Origin of the sequence: Curtobacterium sp. PhB136, assembly GCF_004346855.1 — a bacterium.
Classification (GTDB): domain Bacteria; phylum Actinomycetota; class Actinomycetes; order Actinomycetales; family Microbacteriaceae; genus Curtobacterium.
Genome location: NZ_SMGH01000004.1, coordinates 197,392 through 213,497 on the forward strand (window position 1 = coordinate 197,392; position 16,106 = coordinate 213,497).

Consider the following 16,106-nt stretch of genomic DNA (forward strand, 5'->3'; position numbering starts at 1 on the left):
CGGCTACTCGCGGCCGGCGCTGTCGCGGATCTTGATGCCCTCGAGGACGTCCTGCGCGTGCTTCTCGTCCTGCTTCGCGATCTGCCGGGTGTCGCGTTCGGGCAGCTGGATGTCCTCTTCAGCGCGGATGCCCGCCTGCAGCTGCCGGCTCCGCTCGAGCTCGGCGTCGAACTCCGCACCGAACAGCAGCGCGTTGTTCGTGATCCAGATCCACAGCAGGAAGACGATCACACCACCGAGGGACCCGTACGTCGCGTTGTAGTTCGAGAAGTTCCCGACGTAGAACCCGAAGCCGACGCTCGCGATGATCCAGATGAGGAGCGCGAGGATCGAGCCACCGCTCACCCAGGTGAACTTCGGCTGCTTGATGTTCGGCGACCAGTAGTAGAGCACCGCGACGACGACGATCGCGATGACCAGCAGGATCGGCCACTGGACGATCGACAGCACGGTCACCGCGACGTCACCGAGGCCGATGACGTCGCCGAAGCTGCGGGCCAGCGGGCCGCTCACGAGGACCAGGAGACCGAGCACCAGCAGGATCACGGTGAAGAGCGTGACGCCGAGCATGGTCGGACGGAGCTTCCAGATCGGACGGCCCTCACGCACGTTGTAGACGCGGTTCATCGCCCGACCGAACGCCCCGACGTACCCGGAGGCGGACCAGATCGCGCCGACGATACCGACGATGAACGTGACCGGGGCGGCAGGCGACCGGACGAGGTTCTCGATCGGGCCGCGGATCAGCTCGACGACCTGCGGCGAGCCGATGTTCCCGACGATGTCGAGGAGCGTCTTGATCGTCGTGTCCGCCTGGCCGACGAGGCCGAGGATCGACACCACGGCCAGCAGCCCGGGGAACAGTGCCAGGACCGAGTAGTAGGTCAGGCTGGCGGCGAGGTCGGTGCACTGGTCGCTCGAGAACTCGCGGAGGGTCTTCTTGAGCGTGTACATCAGCGACGGCTTCGTGAGGTCCGTCGGGCTGTCCGGCTTCCTGGGGTCGTCCGGCGCGGGCTTCTGCTGGTCGCGTGCCATGCTCAGATCCTCCTCGCGCGCTTGGCGGCCTGCTTGCCGGCCTTCTTCGCCTGCTTCTGGACCTTCTTGCGGCGCTTCGCAGCGGCCTGCTGGTCCTGCAGCACGGGGTTGTGCTTGTCGTCCTTGCGCGAGAACGCCGGGACGCCCTTCGACTTGCCGTCCTTGCCCACCTTCACCGGCTTGAACACGGGGACCGGTGCCGGGGTGCGGAGCGCGTCCAGACGCGCCCCCGGCGAGTGCCGGATGCGGACGCCCACGACGATCGCCGCGATGCCGGCGGCAGCGGTGGCCGCCAGCGCGACGAGCGGGGTCGGGTCGCGGTGCCAGCGCTGCTTCGTCTTCGCGACGGCGAGACGGGTGCGCGCGGGCACGTCGACCTTCTGCCGGATCCGCTCGACGGTGTCGGTGATGCGCTCGCGGGTGCGGACGTTCGCGAGCTCGAGCTCGGGGAGACTGTCGTTCGCCATACATCGTTCGTACACGCTCGCGGCCCGACACACACCCGGAAGGACGCCCAGAGACGGACGGCTAGCGTCCCGCGCATGCTGTACCGAGACGTCGCCGAGGGGATCCACCGCCTCGAGATCGCACACACGAACCAGTACCTCGTCGAGACCGGGGACCGGTTGCTCGTCGTCGACGCAGGGCTCCCCGCCGCGTGGCCGCACCTGCTGCTGGCCGTGCACGACCTCGGGTACACGCCGTCCCGGGTCGAGGGGATCCTGCTCACGCACGGGCACTTCGACCACGTCGGCACCGCGGCGCGGGCACACCGGGAGTGGGGCACGCCGGTGTTCGTGCACCCCGGGGACACGGCGCTGGCCGCACACCCGTACTCGTACCGGCCGCAGACGAACCGGCTCGGGTTCGTGCTCGGCCACCCCGGAGGGTTGCTGCCGCTCGGGCAGATGCTCCTCGCCGGGGCGGCGAACGTCGACGGGATCGAGGACACCGAGCCGCTCGAGTCCCGCGCCGACGTCCCGGGCTCGCCGTGGATCATCGAGACCCCGGGGCACACCGACGGGCACGTCGCGCTGCACTTCGCGGACCGGGACGCGGTGATCGTCGGGGACGCGCTGGTCACCTTCGACCCGTACACCGGCGGGATCGGGCCGCGGGTGGTGGCTCCGGCGGCGACGGCCGACATGGACACCGCGGTCGCGTCGCTGTCCCGGCTGGAGGACACCGAGGCGCGCCACGTCCTGCCGGGGCACGGCCCGCAGTGGTCCACGGGCGTGCGGGCCGCGGTCGCGCAGGCGCGGCGGACGGCCGGCGCGGCCTGACGCGCTCCTGCGGGTCCGGCCCGGGCCCTGGTCGCGACCACGGCCGGACGGGAGGCACGGTGCCGGTCCGCCACGGGCCTCCCGGGCGCCGAGCGCGCACGAACGGACGCCTGCTCGCGCGCGAGGCGACCGTTGGTGACCACTCGGCACGCGACAGCCGCGCGCCGACCGTCAGGACGGCACGACGACGTCCTCGGGGAAGCCGGACGCCGCGGAGCGGGTCGCCGCCTCCATCAGGGCGAGGCTCCGCAGGTTGTCGCGCCCGCTCGTCTCCGGTGCCGGACCGCCCGCCACCGCCCGGGCGAAGGCCTGCAGCCCGCCCTGCCGGTCGTGGTGCTCCGCGGTCGGCAGCTCGACGGGCGCCGCACTCGTGTCGCCCGGACGGCGGACCGTGACGAGGTCCCAGCTGACGTCCCCGGGCTCGCCGCCGCGGCTGGTGAACTGGAGCTCACCGTCCTCCCCCTGGATGCTCCACTCCCCGGCCCACGGCGTGTGCTCCCCACGGCTCAGCCAGCTGCCGCGGTAGCTGACGACCAGGCCGTCCTCCATCTCGATCAGCATCGACGCGACCGCCTCGTCCTGGTACTTGCTGAAGGACGGGTAGGTGGCCTTCGCGAAGACCCGGACGGCTTCCTTGCCGGTGACCATCCGGAGCAGGTCGAAGTGGTGGATCGCCATGTCGTTGATCATCGCGTGCGGGAACCGGTAGTGCGGGTGGTCCTCGAACGCACGGTCGTTGTCCCACTGGCGGAAGTCGATGTTGATCGCCGAGAGCTCCCCCACGGCGTCCGCGGCGAGGAGGTCCTGCACCACCCGGGGCGCCGGGTAGAAGCGGTAGTTCTGGCTGACCTGCAGCACGAGACCGAGTTCCTCGGCACGGTGCACGGCCTCAGCGGCTTCGACCGCGGAGTTCGCGAACGGCTTCTCGACGAGGACGTGCTTGCCGGCGTCCAGCGCCTCGAGCGCGAGTGGCACGTGGGTGACCGCGGGTGCGGTGATGACGACGGCATCGGCCTCGACGCCGGCGAGCGCATCGGTCAGCGAGGGGAACGCAGCGCTGGTGGGGAGCCCGAGGTCCGTCCGGACGGCCTCGAGCGTCGTGGCACTCGGGTCGGCGATGCCGACCACCTCGACCTCCGACACCGCGGGGAGCGCGACGCGTGCCCAGCTGCCGCCCCACCCTCCGAGACCGACGTGGATGATGCGGACCGTCATGCGTGCACTCCTTCGTGTTCGAGCGACGCCGACGACGACGTCCCGTCCATCCTGTCAGGGACCGGTGACGCCGTGGGCACGTGCGGGGTCAGTGTGTGAAGGCGTACGCGATCAGCGCCATCGTGACGATGAAGCCCGCCAGGTAGTTGATCCAGAGGAAGCGCTTCCACCCGGCGTTCGCCGACTCCGCGCCTGCGTCGGTCACGTTCCACCACGGCAGCACGTTGAGCGCGTACGGGATCACCACGACGGCGGCGATCGGCCCGGGGAACGCGGAGAACAGCAGCGCGACGCCGGCGACGACGTACGCGACGAAGGCCAGCCGGACCGTGGCACGTGCGCCGATGACGGTGGCGACGGAGCCGATGCCGCCGGCCCGGTCGGCGAGGACGTCCTGCACGGCGCCGAACGCGTGCGATGCGACGCCCCAGAGGAAGAACGCGATGCACACCGCGACGAGCTGGCCCGTCCAGTGCGGCCCGGAGAGCGCGAGGCCGTAGACCGCGGGCGACACGAAGTGGGTGCTCGAGGTGAGCGAGTCGAGGAAGGGCTTCTCCTTGAAGCGGAGCCCGGGTGCCGAGTACGCGATGACCGCGAACACGCTGATCGCGAGGACGAGCCACGACCACGGTCCGCCGAGGAGCACCAGCGCGATCAGGAAGGGCACGTTCGTGACGACGACCGCCCAGAGCGTCGTGCGGTGCACGCTCTTGTCGAGCAGCGCGCCCTCTACCCCGCCCTTCCGCGGGTTCACCAGGTCCGACTCGTAGTCGAAGACGTCGTTGATGCCGTACATCGCCAGGTTGTAGGGCACCAGGAAGTACACGACGCCGATGAGGAACGCGGCGATCGAGAACCCGCCACCGCCGTCGACGCCGACGCCGCTGCCGAGCAGGTACGCGGCGCCGAACGGGTAGGCGGTGTTCACCCAGCTGATGGGTCGGGACGACACGAAGAGCGCGCCCAGTGTCGACTGCCGGGAGGCAGGGGTCGCCGTCATCGCGGATCCTCCGGTCGGGGTCGTGGCCGGTTCTCGGGCACGGGGCTGGTCGCGCGGTCGGGTCCCGACCGCGCGTGGTCGCGGCTGAGCAGGACCCAGAGCGCGGGGAGCAGGACGACCGCGGCGATCGAGTACGCGAGGTCCTCGACCGGGATCGCGCCGATCTTCGCGCCGCTGATCAACGACGGGTCGTAGGCCACGATCCGCAGCGAGACGATCACGTTGTCGAACACGATCGTCATCGCCAGGAGCGCGATCCCGGTGACGAGGCCCGTGACGAGCCCGATCCGGCGGGTGCGGTGCACCGAGCGGCCGGTGCGCCGGGCCCGGCGCGCGCCGACCACCGCGGCGACGACACCGACGACGGCCACGATCGCGAAGAACGGCAGGGCGAGGAGCGCGTACGCGCCTGAGCCCGTCACCGGTCGGCTCGTTCCGCGGCGGCGTCGGCCGACCGGGCGACCCGAGGACGGACGAACCCGAACAGGTTCATCGTCGTGTAGCAGAGCAGCAGCAGGAAGAAGAGCTCCTCGAGCGGGACGTCCGGCGCGAGCAGCACCCCCGTGAGCAGGTGCGTCTCGCCGATGAAGAAGATGCCGAGCCCCACGCCGACGGCGTCCCAGACGAGGAAGAACGCGACGCCGATCACCGTCACGGCGCACGCCCGCCACGGTGCTCGCCAGAAGAACAGCGTGAACCGGCGGTCCAGGACCACCATGCCGGTCAGGGCGACGAGCAGCCCGAGCAGGTACAGCCCCGGCATCAGCCTGCGGCCGCGGTCATCCGCCGTGGCGCACGCTTCGTCGGCCGCGGCGGTGCGTCCGCGGCGCGTTCGAGCGGCGTCGGGAGCGGCTCGGTCGACGTGTCGCCGTGGATGCGCTTCAGCAGCACCTCCGCGGAGATCAGGCACATCGGCAGACCGATGCCCGGGATCGTCGAGGACCCGGCGTAGTAGAGCCCGTCGACCTTCTCGGATGCGTTGCCCTCACGGAAGAAGGCGCTCTGCTTCAGCGTGTGCGCCGGCCCGAGCATGGACCCGCTCCAGGCGTTGAAGTCGTCCGCGAAGTCCCGGGGACCGACCGTGCGCCGGACCCGGATGCGGTCGCGGAGGTCGGGGACGCCGGCACGCTCGGCCACGACGTCGATCGCCCGGTCGGCGATGCGCTCGACCTCCCAGTCACCGGCGCCGTCGACGCCGCCCTTGCCGATGCCGACGTCGGCGGGCAACGGCACGAGGATGAACACGTTGCTCGAGCCGGGCGGGGCGACCGTCGGGTCCGTCTCGGAAGGGGCGCAGACGTAGATCGACGCCGGGTCGGGCACGTGCCGGTCGTCGCCGAAGACCGCGCCGAAGTTCGCCTTCCAGTCCGCGGTGAAGACGAGGGTGTGGTGGAGGAGCCCGGGCACCGGGCCGTCGATCCCGAGGTAGACGAGCACGGCGGAGGGGCCCGGGTCGCGCTTCTTCCAGTGCGACTCACCGTGCGTCCGGTGCTCCCGGTCGAGGAGCTGCATCTCGGTGTGCCGGAGGTCGGCCGCGCTGACGACGACGTCGGCCGGCGCGACGTGCTGGACGCCCCGGCGGTCCCGGTGCACGACGCCCGTGACGTGGTCGCCCTCGACGACGATCCGCTCGACCTTCGCTCCGGCGATGATCTGGGCCCCCTCGGCCCGGGCGACCCGCTCGACGGCGTTGATCACCTCGGTGATGCCGCCCTTCGGGTAGAGCACGCCGTCGGCGAGGTCGAGGTGGCTCATCAGGTGGTACATGCTCGGAGCGGCATACGGGCTCGTGCCGAGGAAGACGGCGGGGTAGCCGAGGACCTGCCAGAGCCGGCGGTCCCGCACGGCACTCTCCGCGAAGGTCGACAGCGGCTCGATCAGGAGCCGTGCGAGCTTGCCCATCCGGAGCAGCACGTCCGGTGCGGCGAGCTTCCGGAAGTCCTGGAACGTGCCGTACAGGAACCGGCGGACGGCCATGTCGTAGGTCTCCGCCGCGGAGTCCAGGTACTTCGCCATCCGCTTGCCGGCGCCCGGCTCGATCGACTCGAACAGGGCGAGGTTGTCCTCCCGCGATGCCCGGAGGTCGATCGGCTCGTCGTAGCCCTCGCTGTAGACGCGGTACCCGGGGTCGAGCTTGACGAGGTCGAGCTGCTCGTCGGCGCTGGTGCCGAGCAGCCGGAAGAAGTGGTCGAACACCTCGGGCATCAGGTACCACGACGGGCCGGTGTCGAACCGGAAGCCGTCCCGCTCCCACGAACCGGCGCGGCCGCCGAGCTGGTTCCGCTGCTCGAGCACCGTGACGGCGAAGCCGTCCCGTGCGAGGAGCGCGGCGGACGCGAGCCCGCTGATGCCACCGCCGATCACGACGGCGCGACGGACGGGCACCTTGCGGGCAGTGGACGGCTGGGTCGTCGGACCGGAGGCACGGGTCGGGCTCATGACGGGCCTCCTGTCTGTCTGGTGGGGACGGTGCGGGATCGCAGCGGCGCGCGGCCGGCGAGCACCTGTGCGGCCAGCTTCGCCTTCACCGGGTTCGGCACGCGGACGCGCGTGGTGATGAGCCGGCTGGCGGGGGTGGCCGCGATGCGGTCGTTGAGTTCCTGGAAGAGCGCGTGCGCGAGGCCGACCGCGTGGCGGGCGTCCTTCGGCAGCAGCGGGACCGTCCGGGCTGCGGTGTCGAGGTCCGCCTGGACGTCGGCGACCAGGCGGTCCTTCGTCGCCTCGTCGAAGCTCCGGACGTCGACGCCCGGGAAGTACGAGCGACCGAGGACCTCGAAGTCCGCGTGCAGGTCGCGGAGGAAGTTCACCTTCTGGAACGCGGCACCGAGCGCCCGGGCACCGTCGACCAGCACGGAGTCGTCGAAGGTCGGGCGGCCCGCGCGGTACACGAACGCGCGGAGGCACATCAGACCGACGACCTCCGCGGAGCCGTAGACGTACGTGTCGAACGAGGCGTCGTCGTGCTCGGTCTGCTCGAGGTCCATCCGCATCGACGCGAAGAACGGCCGCGTCAGTTCGGCCCCGAAGCCCGTCGTCCGCGCGGTCCGGGCGAAGGCGTGCACGACCGGGTTCACCGAGAAGCCGTGCGCCATCGCCCGCTCGGTGTCCTGCTCGAGCTCGTCGAGCACCGTGCGTGCGAGCGCGGGGTCGAGGCCGGCTTCGGTCGCCGGGCCGTCCACGACCTCGTCGGCGACGCGCACCAGGGCGTAGACGTTCCGGATGTGCTCTCGGGTGTCCTTGGTGAGCAGGCGGCTCGCCATCCCGAACGACGTCGAGTACCGGTCGATGACGACCGAGGACGCGGCTTCCGCGGTGGCGTCGTAGAGCGGGAGCCGCGCGGTGTGCGTGCTCCCCGAGTTGCTGGAGCTCACCGGACGCGCTCCACCAGCTCGGACACGAGCGTCTCCAGCCGGTCCGCGAGTTCGTACGGCAGCGCGGCGAGTTCGGCGCGGGCGAGAGCGGTGTGTTCCCGGACACGGGCGAGTGCCGCATCGTGGGCGCCGCACTCGACGAGCAGGCGACGCATCTCCGCGGCGCGCTCCTCGGTCAGGTGCGGGTCGCCGAGGTACGGCGCCAGCTCGGGCCAGCACGCCGTGGTCGCCGCGTAGGCGATGAGCATGGTGCGCTTGCCCTCGCGCAGGTCGCCGATCGCGGTCTTGCCCGTCGCGGCTTCGTCCCCGAACACCCCGAGCAGGTCGTCCACCACCTGGTAGGCGATCCCGATCTCGCGGCCGAAGGCGCCGAGTGCCGCGACCACGGTTTCGGGCGCCCCCGCGAGCACGGCACCGGACTGCAGCGGTGCTTCGAACGAGTAGACGCTGGTCTTCGCACGCTCCATCGCGAGCACTTCGTCCACGGTCGGCATCACGCCGTGGGTCAGGTCGACGTCCGCCATCTCACCGGCGGCGCTGGCGAACACCGCGTCGTCGAACAGGTCCAGCAAGCGGGTGCGGCGGTCGCCGTCGACCCCGCTCGACTCGATGAACCGCGGTGCCCCGGACAGCGCGAGGTCCCCCGCGATCACCGCGGCGCTCATCCCCCGGTGCTCGGCGGTCGGCAGCGGCAGCCCACCGGTCGTGCCGGTGTCGCGGAACGACCCGGCCACGTTCGGCATCCCGCGGCGCGACCAGTCGCGGTCGATGACGTCGTCGTGCACGACGAGTGCGGTGTGCAGCAGTTCGTACGCGGCCGCGACGTTGGCGGCGGCGTGGACGTCGGTGCCGCCGAGCCCGGCGTACGCCGTGATGACCATGCGCGGACGGAACCGCTTGCCGCCCATGCTCGCCTTGCGGAGCACACGCCAGAGTTCTTCCGAGGGGCGTCCGAACGCCTGCGCCCGGGCCGAGGACACGGCGAAGAACCGCTCGAGGCACTCGTCGACCAGGGCGAGGTCGATGTGCGCCACGGTGGCCGCTTCGTCCGTCATTGGCCTAATCTATCGAGACAGATGAGCCAATTCCCGGAAACCGTGGTGCTTCTGGCCGATGACCGTACCCCGATCGGTACAGCGGACAAGTTCACGGTGCACACAGACCACACGCCCCTGCACCTGGCGTTCAGCTGCCACGTGACGAACGCCGCCGGCGAGATCCTCGTGACCCGTCGGGCGCTCGCGAAGAAGACCTGGCCCGGTGTCTGGACGAACTCGTTCTGCGGCCACCCCGGCCCGGACGAGTCGTTCGCGGACGCCATCGCCCGCCGTGCCGCACGCGAGCTCGGCCTCACCGTGCACAGCATCGAAGAGGTCCTGCCCGACTTCCGGTACCGCGCCGTCGACGCGTCCGGCATCGTCGAGAACGAGGTCTGCCCGGTGTTCCGCGCCGTGGCCGACCACGACCCGGAACCCGCCGCCGACGAGGTCTCCGAGTGGGTGTGGCTCTCCGAGGAGAAGCTGCGCGCCGCGGTCTCGGCGGCACCGTTCGCCTTCAGCCCCTGGCTGGGGTGGCAGCTCACGGAGCTCCCGGTCCGCGCGCTGGACTGACCTGCTCCGAAGCGACAGTGCTCGCGGGCCTGGCCCACGAGCACTGTCGCTCTCCTGCAGCAGCCGGCGCCCGGTCGCCCCGTCAGAGCCACCTGGACGCGGAGCACCGCGGGTAGGTCGGGAACCCCGCGTACACGAACGTGAACGCGTGCTCGATCGCCGCGTCGCTCGCGGCGGTGGTCGTCGCGGTGGCGCCCAGTGCGTGCCAGCCTCCGTCCGCGGTCAGGCCCTTCTTCGAGAGCGACCCGCCGCCGGTGAGCGCGAGGTGGACCTCGCCGTTCTGGTTGGTGTCGCCGTGCGCCGGCGAGAGGCGGTACTCGTCGATCGTCGCCGTGTACTTCGTGCCGACGCGCTCCCACGACACCCGCGCGCCGCCGCCCGGGGTCCCGTTGCAGTTGAACTCGAAGCTCCCCGTCGTCGTCGGCGACGGGTCGGCCCCGCTCGTCGCCGAGGCCGGCGCCGCCGCCAGCCCGCCGAGCAGGACGGTCGCGAGTGCGGTGGCCGCGATGGACAGTCGGAATCGTGTGCTTGCCATGACATCTCCTTCGATGAACAGTGACCGCAATGTCACATGGCAGCATCCTGGTCCCGATGCCGCTGTTTGGGGATCGCGGGTGACAGGCGTACGCTCGGCGGTCGGCTGCGCAACGGGCGCCGCCGGGCGCGTGCAGCGCCGGACGACGGCGCGATCCGCGCCGCAGGACGAACCAGAAGGGCAGGTGAGGCGCGATGTCGGGTGACCATCCTCGTGCGGGCCGGCTGCCCCTGAACGTCGTCGCCGCGCCCGTGTCCTGAACCGCCCCCGCAACGGCACCGCCGCGCGGACTCGCGCCTGCCTGCTCCCCATCGGAGGAGCACAGCATGGCAATGATCGACAACGCCGTCTACGTCGACGGACGCCGCGTCGAGTCGTCATCGGACCACGACCTCGCGTGGATCGGACTGCTGCGCCCGGACCCGCGTGAGCTCGACGCCGTCGCGACCGAGTTCGACCTGCACGAGAACGCGGTCGAGGACGCGATGAAGGGGCACCAGCGCGCGAAGCTCGAGCGCTACGGCGACACGCTGTTCGTCGTGCTGCGCCCGGCCTGGTTCTGCGCCGACGAGGGAACCGTCGCGTTCGGCGAGGTGCACCTGTTCGTGGGCGACCGGTTCGTGGTGAGCGTCCGGCACGCCGACCGGCCCGACCTCGCCGCCCTGCGCGCCCGCGTCGAGCAGGACCCGGAGTTCCTCGCGAAGGGCTCCGAAGCCGTCACCGCCGCGGTCCTCGACGAGGTCGTGGACGGCTACGCGCCCGTCGTCGAGGTGCTGCAGGACGAGATCGACGAGATCGAGGACCAGCTCTTCGCCGGTCACGTCGCCGCGGACGTCTCGAAGCGGATCTACCAGCTGCTCAGCGAGGTCCTGGCGTTCCAGCGCGCCACGAAGCCGGTGCCGGCGATGGTGAAGGGGCTGCTCCGCGGGGCCGACAAGTACGGCGTCGACGACGAGGTCCAGCACCGGCTCCGCAACGTCCTCGACCACGCGCTGCGGGTCACCGAGCGGGTCGACTCGTTCCGCGCGCTGCTCGAGAACGCACTCACGCTGCACTCGACCCTGGTCTCCCAGGAGCAGAACGAGGCGATGCGCCGGATGACCAGCGCGAGCCTGGCCCAGGGCGAGGAGAGCCGGCAACTCGCCCGCGCCGCGCACCGGCAGGGCGAGGAGGTGAAGAAGATCTCCTCGTGGGCGGCGATCCTCTTCGCGCCGGGGCTGATCGCCGGCGTCTACGGGATGAACTTCGACCACATGCCCGAGCTGCACTGGCGGTACGGCTACCCGGCCGCGATCGCCGGCATGTTCGCGCTCGCGGGGATCCTCTGGGTCGTCTTCCGGAAGCGCGACTGGCTGTAGGACCCGGGCTCCGGCGCTCTCAGCTGGCGTCGGGGCCGCGGACGTGCATAATGATCTGGCTCGGAATGTGAACGTGCACATGGGCGTGCCACGGTCCCGGGCAGGAGAGAGCAGCAATGGCGTCGACGCGGGCACAGCAACCGCGATCGCCCAGCATCCGCGATGTCGCGCGGGTCGCCGGTGTGTCGCACCAGACCGTGTCACGGGTGCTCAACAACTCGGACGCGATCCGCGCCGAGACGCGCGACCGCGTGGTCGCCGCGATGGAGCAGCTGCAGTACCGGCCGAACCGGGCCGCGCGCGCACTGGTGACCAGCCGGACGCGGACGATCGGTGTCCTGACGGCGCGCCGGTCCCACTACGGCCCGGCGGTCACGCTGCAGTCGATCGAGGACGCCGCCGTCGGTCGCGGGTACTCCGTCACGACCGCGAACATCGCGGAACCGACGGACACCGCGGTGCGCGACGGCCTCGGCCACCTGCTCGACCAGGACGTCGAGGGCATCATCGTGCTCGCCCCGCAGCAGCGGGTGTTCGACCTCATCGAGGAGCTCGGCGTGCGCACCCCGTACGTCACGCTGCGCTCGAGCATCAACGAGGACCCGACCGCGCTCTGGGTCGACCAGATGGAGGGCGCCCGCCTGGCGACCGCACACCTCCTCGACCTCGGCCACGAGTACATCCGGCACATCGCGGGACCCCAGGACTGGATCGAGGCGGACGCCAGGATGCAGGGCTTCCTCCGCGAGATGTCCGACCGCGACATGCCGGTGCAGCCGCCGATCCTCGGGGACTGGACCGCAGACTTCGGCTACCACGCGGGGCGTGAGCTGCTGCGGTGGCGGGACTGCACCGCGGTGTTCTGCTCGAACGACGCGATGGCGCTCGGGGTGATGCACGCTGCCCGGTCGTACGGGCTCGACGTCCCCGGGGACCTCTCCGTGGTGGGCTACGACGACATCCCGGAGGCGAAGCACTTCTGGCCGCCGCTCACCACCGTGCAGGTCGACTTCGCCGAGCTCGGCCGACGCTGTGTGGACCTGCTGCTCCCTCGCGAGGACGACCTGCTGCGCCCCGTGGAGATCGTCCCGCAGCTCGTGGTCCGCGCCTCCACGGGCGCTCCGCGCACCCGCGGCTGACCCGGCGTCGGCTGGCGCCGCCCCGCCCCGCTCACAGCTGCCCCACGCGGCTGACCAGGAGTTTCGCGCGAAGGGGGTCGAATCGCGCGTTGGTGGTCGTTCCTTCCGACCCCCGACGCGCGATTCCCCTTCCCGGTGCGGGCGCGATGGGAAGGAACGCGCGTGGGGAGCGCGAGCGCGAGCGCGCACGATGCGCGGAGCGCAGAGCGCGCACGATGCGCAGCGCGCAGCGCACGGTGAGCCGGAGCTCGCGAGCGCGCCATGACACGAACCGGCGGGCGGCGGCGCGGACGCGGGCACAGGGCCGACGGGAGGCTCTGGCCGGGGCCGCCACGAGCCTCTGGTCCGGCCCGTTCCACGCGGGTCCGGCGGCGACCGCAGCAGCCGACACGCGGGCGGCGCGACCCCAGCCCGGGGGCCACCGGACGCCCCCTTCCGTGCGGAGATGCGGTCCGTTACCGAAACGCGACCATACGGAATTGACACCCGTGCCGACGCCGTGCGTAGTATTACCTCCGTTCCAGCCGATGTGACCGTTCACATCACCGTCACACCGGCGGGGACACCGGACCGACAGCGAAGTCCGCACAGCCTCCTGTGCCCTTCGTTGTCGCAGCAGAACCACCCGAAGGACTGCCGCATCGCAGCGGCAGAAGGAGATGCACCGTGGCGTCAACCCCGATCGACACCGGACTCGAGACCCGGTCGATCACCGCACCCGAGACCATCCTCGAGATGCGGTCGATCACCAAGGAGTTCCCTGGTGTCAAGGCACTGTCCGAGGTGTCGCTCAACGTCCGTGCCGGCGAGATCCACGCGATCTGCGGCGAGAACGGTGCCGGCAAGTCGACCCTGATGAAGGTCCTCTCCGGCGTCTACCCGTACGGCACCTACACCGGCGAGATCGTCTACGAGGGCGAAGAGGTTCGCTTCGCGAACATCAAGCAGTCCGAGCAGGCCGGCATCGTGATCATCCACCAGGAGCTCGCGCTGATCCCGGAGCTCTCGATCACCGAGAACCTGTTCCTCGGCAACGAGCCCAGCCGGTTCGGCGCGATCGACTGGACCACGGCCCAGCTGCGCGCCCAGGACCTGCTCGCCCGCGTCGGTCTCGGCGACGACCCGGACACGCAGATCAAGAACATCGGCGTCGGCAAGCAGCAGCTCGTGGAGATCGCGAAGGCGCTGCACAAGGACGTCAAGCTGCTCATCCTCGACGAGCCCACCGCGGCCCTCAACGAAAACGACTCGCAGCACCTGCTCGACCTGATCGTCGGCCTGAAGGCCCGCGGGATCTCCAGCATCATCATCAGCCACAAGCTCAACGAGATCGAGCAGATCGCGGACAGCATCACGATCATCCGTGACGGCAAGACCATCGAGACGCTCAACGTCAAGGCGGACGGCGTCAACGAGGACCGGATCATCCGCGGGATGGTCGGCCGTTCGCTCGAGTCGCGCTTCCCGGACCGCACCCCGAAGATCGGCGAGACCTTCTTCGAGGTCCGCGACTGGACGGTGCAGCACCCGCTCGACGCGAGCCGCCTGGTCTGCAAGGGCTCGAACTTCACCGTGAAGCGCGGGGAGATCGTCGGTTTCGCCGGCCTCATGGGCGCCGGTCGCACCGAGCTCGCGATGAGCCTCTTCGGCCACTCCTACGGCACGTTCCTCGGCGGTCAGGTCTTCAAGGACGGCCACGAGATCAAGGTCAACAACGTCCAGCAGGCGATCGACGCCGGCATCGGGTACGTCTCCGAGGACCGCAAGGCGCTCGGGCTGAACCTGCTCGACACCGTGAAGCGCTCGACCGTGTCGGCCGACCTCAAGAAGATCTCCAAGGGCGGCGTCGTCGACTCGCTCGAGGAGTACTCGGTCGCCGAGAAGTACCGGAAGCTGCTCCGCACCAAGGTGCCGAGCGTCGAGGAGAACGTCGGGAAGCTCTCCGGCGGGAACCAGCAGAAGGTCGTCCTGTCGAAGTGGATGTTCACCGACCCCGACCTCCTCATCCTGGACGAGCCGACCCGCGGTATCGACGTCGGCGCCAAGTTCGAGATCTACGGCATCATCCAGCAGCTCGCGGCAGAGGGGAAGGGCATCATCCTGATCTCCTCCGAGCTGCCCGAGCTCCTCGGTCTCTCCGACCGGATCTACACCATCTTCGAGGGTCAGATCACCGCTGACCTGCCGGCCGACCAGGCCGATCCCGAATCGCTCATGCGCAGCATGACCTCCGCGCGGAAGGGCGCCACCGTCTCATGAACAACCTGAAACTGCTGTTCGGCAAGGGCAACAGCATCGGCCAGTACGGCATGGTCATCGCACTCATCGTGCTGCTGGCGTTCTTCGCGTTCACCACGAACGGGCTCATCCTGCAGCCCACGAACGTGATCAACCTGTTCCTGCAGTACTCCTACATCCTGATCCTGGCGCTCGGCATGGTCATGGTGATCATCGCCGGCCACATCGACCTCTCGGTCGGTTCGGTCGCCGCGGTCGTCGGCATCATCGTGGCGCAGTCCATGGCGGTCTGGCACTTCCCGGTGTGGACCGCGATCATCCTCGGCCTCGCCGTCGGTGCCCTCATCGGTGCCTGGCAGGGCTTCTGGGTGGCGTTCGTCCGCGTCCCGGCGTTCATCGTGACGCTGGCCGGTCAGCTCATCTTCCGCGGTGTGAACCAGATCATCGGCAACTCGACCTCGGTCCCCGTGCCGAACGGCTACACGACGATCGGCGCCGGCTTCCTCGGTGACTTCGGCCCGGACTTCGGCTACAGCAACGGCACGCTGCTGATCGGTCTGGTCACGATCGCCGCGCTCATCATCATCGAGGCCCGCGGCCGTGCCCGTCGTCGCAAGATGCAGGCCGAGGTCCCGCCGCTGTGGGTCTCGATCGTCCGCACCGGCATCCTGGTCGCCGTGACGCTCGTCGCGACGTACCTGTTCGGTGCCGGCCCGGTCGGCACCTCGGTCCCGATCGTCGCGATCATCCTCGGCGTCCTGACGATCATCTACGGCTTCGTCACGAAGAACACGATCTTCGGCCGCCAGGTCTACGCGGTCGGTGGCAACTCCAGCGCCGCGGTGCTCTCCGGTGTCAGCGCGAAGAAGGTCAACTTCTTCGTCATGATGAACATGTCCGTCCTCGCCGCGATCGCCGGCATGGTGTTCGTCGCCTACTCCGGTGCCTCCGGCCCGGCCGACGGCACCGGCTGGGAGCTCGACGCGATCGCCGCCGTGTTCGTCGGTGGTGCAGCGGTCGCCGGTGGTGTCGGCACGATCTCCGGGTCGATCATCGGTGGTCTCGTGATGGCCCTGCTCTCGAACGGCCTGCAGCTGATGGGCCTCGAGTCCAACAAGGTGCAGATCATCCGTGGTCTGGTGCTGCTCATCGCGGTCGCCTTCGACGTCTACTCGAAGTCGCAGGGACGCCCGTCCCTGATCGGCGGCATGATGCGGCAGTTCCAGCGGAAGGACACCGAGCAGAACACGGTGGCCGCCCAGCAGCCGCGGTCCATCGAGGACCAGCCCGAGAAGATCACCCTCCCTTAGTCCCCACCTCCC

Annotated in this window: 16 protein-coding genes; 6 read left to right on the top strand and 10 right to left on the bottom strand. The window is 70.2% G+C overall.

The genetic code is table 11. From position 1 onward, the window contains the following. Positions 1–3: 3 nt before the first annotated feature. Both EDF27_RS00930 and EDF27_RS00935 read right to left on the bottom strand, forming a co-directional pair. Positions 4–1,035 (bottom strand): YihY/virulence factor BrkB family protein, encoded by a 1,032-nt coding sequence (locus EDF27_RS00930; protein ID WP_123654600.1) that lies wholly within the window; start codon positions 1,033–1,035, stop codon positions 4–6. 2 nt (positions 1,036–1,037) lie between these two features. Beyond that, complete coding sequence (locus EDF27_RS00935) at positions 1,038–1,502, bottom strand: hypothetical protein (RefSeq protein ID WP_123654601.1); 465 nt, start codon at positions 1,500–1,502, stop codon at positions 1,038–1,040. A gap of 75 nt (positions 1,503–1,577) precedes the next feature. Between EDF27_RS00935 and EDF27_RS00940 the strand changes: the two genes are divergently transcribed. Next, positions 1,578–2,318 (top strand): MBL fold metallo-hydrolase, encoded by a 741-nt coding sequence (locus EDF27_RS00940; RefSeq protein ID WP_123654602.1) that lies wholly within the window; start codon positions 1,578–1,580, stop codon positions 2,316–2,318. A gap of 171 nt (positions 2,319–2,489) precedes the next feature. Here the strand turns inward: EDF27_RS00940 and EDF27_RS00945 are convergent, their stop codons facing one another. From EDF27_RS00945 to EDF27_RS00975, 7 genes are all read right to left on the bottom strand, one after another. Next, entirely contained in the window at positions 2,490–3,533 is a 1,044-nt protein-coding gene (locus EDF27_RS00945) for a Gfo/Idh/MocA family oxidoreductase (RefSeq protein WP_123654603.1), read from the bottom strand. 88 nt (positions 3,534–3,621) lie between these two features. Then, complete coding sequence (locus tag EDF27_RS00950; RefSeq protein WP_123654604.1) at positions 3,622–4,533, bottom strand: prenyltransferase; 912 nt, start codon at positions 4,531–4,533, stop codon at positions 3,622–3,624. After that, positions 4,530–4,955, bottom strand: a complete 426-nt coding sequence (locus EDF27_RS00955; RefSeq protein WP_243698164.1) for a lycopene cyclase domain-containing protein — start codon at positions 4,953–4,955, stop codon at positions 4,530–4,532. Before EDF27_RS00955 ends, EDF27_RS00950 begins: the two co-directional genes overlap by 4 nt. Continuing rightward, the gene (locus EDF27_RS00960) at positions 4,952–5,296 is read right to left on the bottom strand and encodes a lycopene cyclase domain-containing protein (RefSeq protein ID WP_123701290.1); all 345 of its coding nucleotides are present in this window, start codon (positions 5,294–5,296) and stop codon (positions 4,952–4,954) included. Before EDF27_RS00960 ends, EDF27_RS00955 begins: the two co-directional genes overlap by 4 nt. Next, on the bottom strand, positions 5,296–6,972 hold the full coding sequence (gene crtI, locus EDF27_RS00965; RefSeq protein WP_207909545.1) for a phytoene desaturase family protein: 1,677 nt from the start codon (positions 6,970–6,972) through the stop codon (positions 5,296–5,298). The genes EDF27_RS00960 and crtI overlap by 1 nt, the downstream gene beginning before the upstream one ends. Then, the gene (locus tag EDF27_RS00970; protein WP_132046814.1) at positions 6,969–7,904 is read right to left on the bottom strand and encodes a phytoene/squalene synthase family protein; all 936 of its coding nucleotides are present in this window, start codon (positions 7,902–7,904) and stop codon (positions 6,969–6,971) included. Before EDF27_RS00970 ends, crtI begins: the two co-directional genes overlap by 4 nt. After that, positions 7,901–8,959, bottom strand: coding sequence for a polyprenyl synthetase family protein (locus EDF27_RS00975; RefSeq protein ID WP_123654607.1), 1,059 nt, complete (start codon positions 8,957–8,959; stop codon positions 7,901–7,903). The genes EDF27_RS00970 and EDF27_RS00975 overlap by 4 nt, the downstream gene beginning before the upstream one ends. Positions 8,960–8,980: 21 nt before the next feature. Here EDF27_RS00975 and idi point away from each other — a divergent pair, with 21 nt between their 5' ends. Next, on the top strand, positions 8,981–9,514 hold the full coding sequence (idi, locus tag EDF27_RS00980) for an isopentenyl-diphosphate Delta-isomerase (protein WP_123654608.1): 534 nt from the start codon (positions 8,981–8,983) through the stop codon (positions 9,512–9,514). A gap of 82 nt (positions 9,515–9,596) precedes the next feature. Here idi and EDF27_RS00985 read toward each other — a convergent pair whose 3' ends face one another. Next, positions 9,597–10,049: a hypothetical protein gene (locus tag EDF27_RS00985; protein ID WP_132046815.1), complete on the bottom strand. Its 453-nt coding sequence runs from the start codon at positions 10,047–10,049 to the stop codon at positions 9,597–9,599. Between the two features lie 326 nt (positions 10,050–10,375). Between EDF27_RS00985 and EDF27_RS00990 the strand changes: the two genes are divergently transcribed. The 4 genes from EDF27_RS00990 (at position 10,376) to mmsB (ending at position 16,094) form a co-directional block, all read left to right on the top strand. Beyond that, positions 10,376–11,407: a magnesium and cobalt transport protein CorA gene (locus EDF27_RS00990; RefSeq protein WP_123654610.1), complete on the top strand. Its 1,032-nt coding sequence runs from the start codon at positions 10,376–10,378 to the stop codon at positions 11,405–11,407. A 116-nt stretch (positions 11,408–11,523) separates the two neighbouring features. Beyond that, positions 11,524–12,546, top strand: coding sequence for a LacI family DNA-binding transcriptional regulator (locus EDF27_RS00995; protein WP_123654611.1), 1,023 nt, complete (start codon positions 11,524–11,526; stop codon positions 12,544–12,546). 735 nt (positions 12,547–13,281) lie between these two features. Next, positions 13,282–14,805, top strand: coding sequence for a multiple monosaccharide ABC transporter ATP-binding protein (gene mmsA / locus EDF27_RS01000; protein ID WP_123654747.1), 1,524 nt, complete (start codon positions 13,282–13,284; stop codon positions 14,803–14,805). Next, the gene (gene mmsB, locus EDF27_RS01005) at positions 14,802–16,094 is read left to right on the top strand and encodes a multiple monosaccharide ABC transporter permease (RefSeq protein WP_123654612.1); all 1,293 of its coding nucleotides are present in this window, start codon (positions 14,802–14,804) and stop codon (positions 16,092–16,094) included. Before mmsA ends, mmsB begins: the two co-directional genes overlap by 4 nt. The last annotated feature ends 12 nt before the right edge of the window (positions 16,095–16,106 follow it).

Coding starts and splice junctions, on each gene's coding strand:
- EDF27_RS00960 (WP_123701290.1), bottom strand. CDS start 5,296: ATGCCGGGGCTGTACCTGCTCGGGCTGCTCGTCGCCCTGACCGGCATG.
- idi (WP_123654608.1), top strand. CDS start 8,981: ATGAGCCAATTCCCGGAAACCGTGGTGCTTCTGGCCGATGACCGTACC.
- EDF27_RS00990 (WP_123654610.1), top strand. CDS start 10,376: ATGGCAATGATCGACAACGCCGTCTACGTCGACGGACGCCGCGTCGAG.
- EDF27_RS00935 (WP_123654601.1), bottom strand. CDS start 1,502: ATGGCGAACGACAGTCTCCCCGAGCTCGAGCTCGCGAACGTCCGCACC.
- EDF27_RS00975 (WP_123654607.1), bottom strand. CDS start 8,959: ATGACGGACGAAGCGGCCACCGTGGCGCACATCGACCTCGCCCTGGTC.
- EDF27_RS00945 (WP_123654603.1), bottom strand. CDS start 3,533: ATGACGGTCCGCATCATCCACGTCGGTCTCGGAGGGTGGGGCGGCAGC.
- EDF27_RS00995 (WP_123654611.1), top strand. CDS start 11,524: ATGGCGTCGACGCGGGCACAGCAACCGCGATCGCCCAGCATCCGCGAT.
- EDF27_RS00930 (WP_123654600.1), bottom strand. CDS start 1,035: ATGGCACGCGACCAGCAGAAGCCCGCGCCGGACGACCCCAGGAAGCCG.
- crtI (WP_207909545.1), bottom strand. CDS start 6,972: ATGAGCCCGACCCGTGCCTCCGGTCCGACGACCCAGCCGTCCACTGCC.
- EDF27_RS00985 (WP_132046815.1), bottom strand. CDS start 10,049: ATGGCAAGCACACGATTCCGACTGTCCATCGCGGCCACCGCACTCGCG.
- mmsB (WP_123654612.1), top strand. CDS start 14,802: ATGAACAACCTGAAACTGCTGTTCGGCAAGGGCAACAGCATCGGCCAG.
- mmsA (WP_123654747.1), top strand. CDS start 13,282: ATGCGGTCGATCACCAAGGAGTTCCCTGGTGTCAAGGCACTGTCCGAG.
- EDF27_RS00950 (WP_123654604.1), bottom strand. CDS start 4,533: ATGACGGCGACCCCTGCCTCCCGGCAGTCGACACTGGGCGCGCTCTTC.
- EDF27_RS00940 (WP_123654602.1), top strand. CDS start 1,578: ATGCTGTACCGAGACGTCGCCGAGGGGATCCACCGCCTCGAGATCGCA.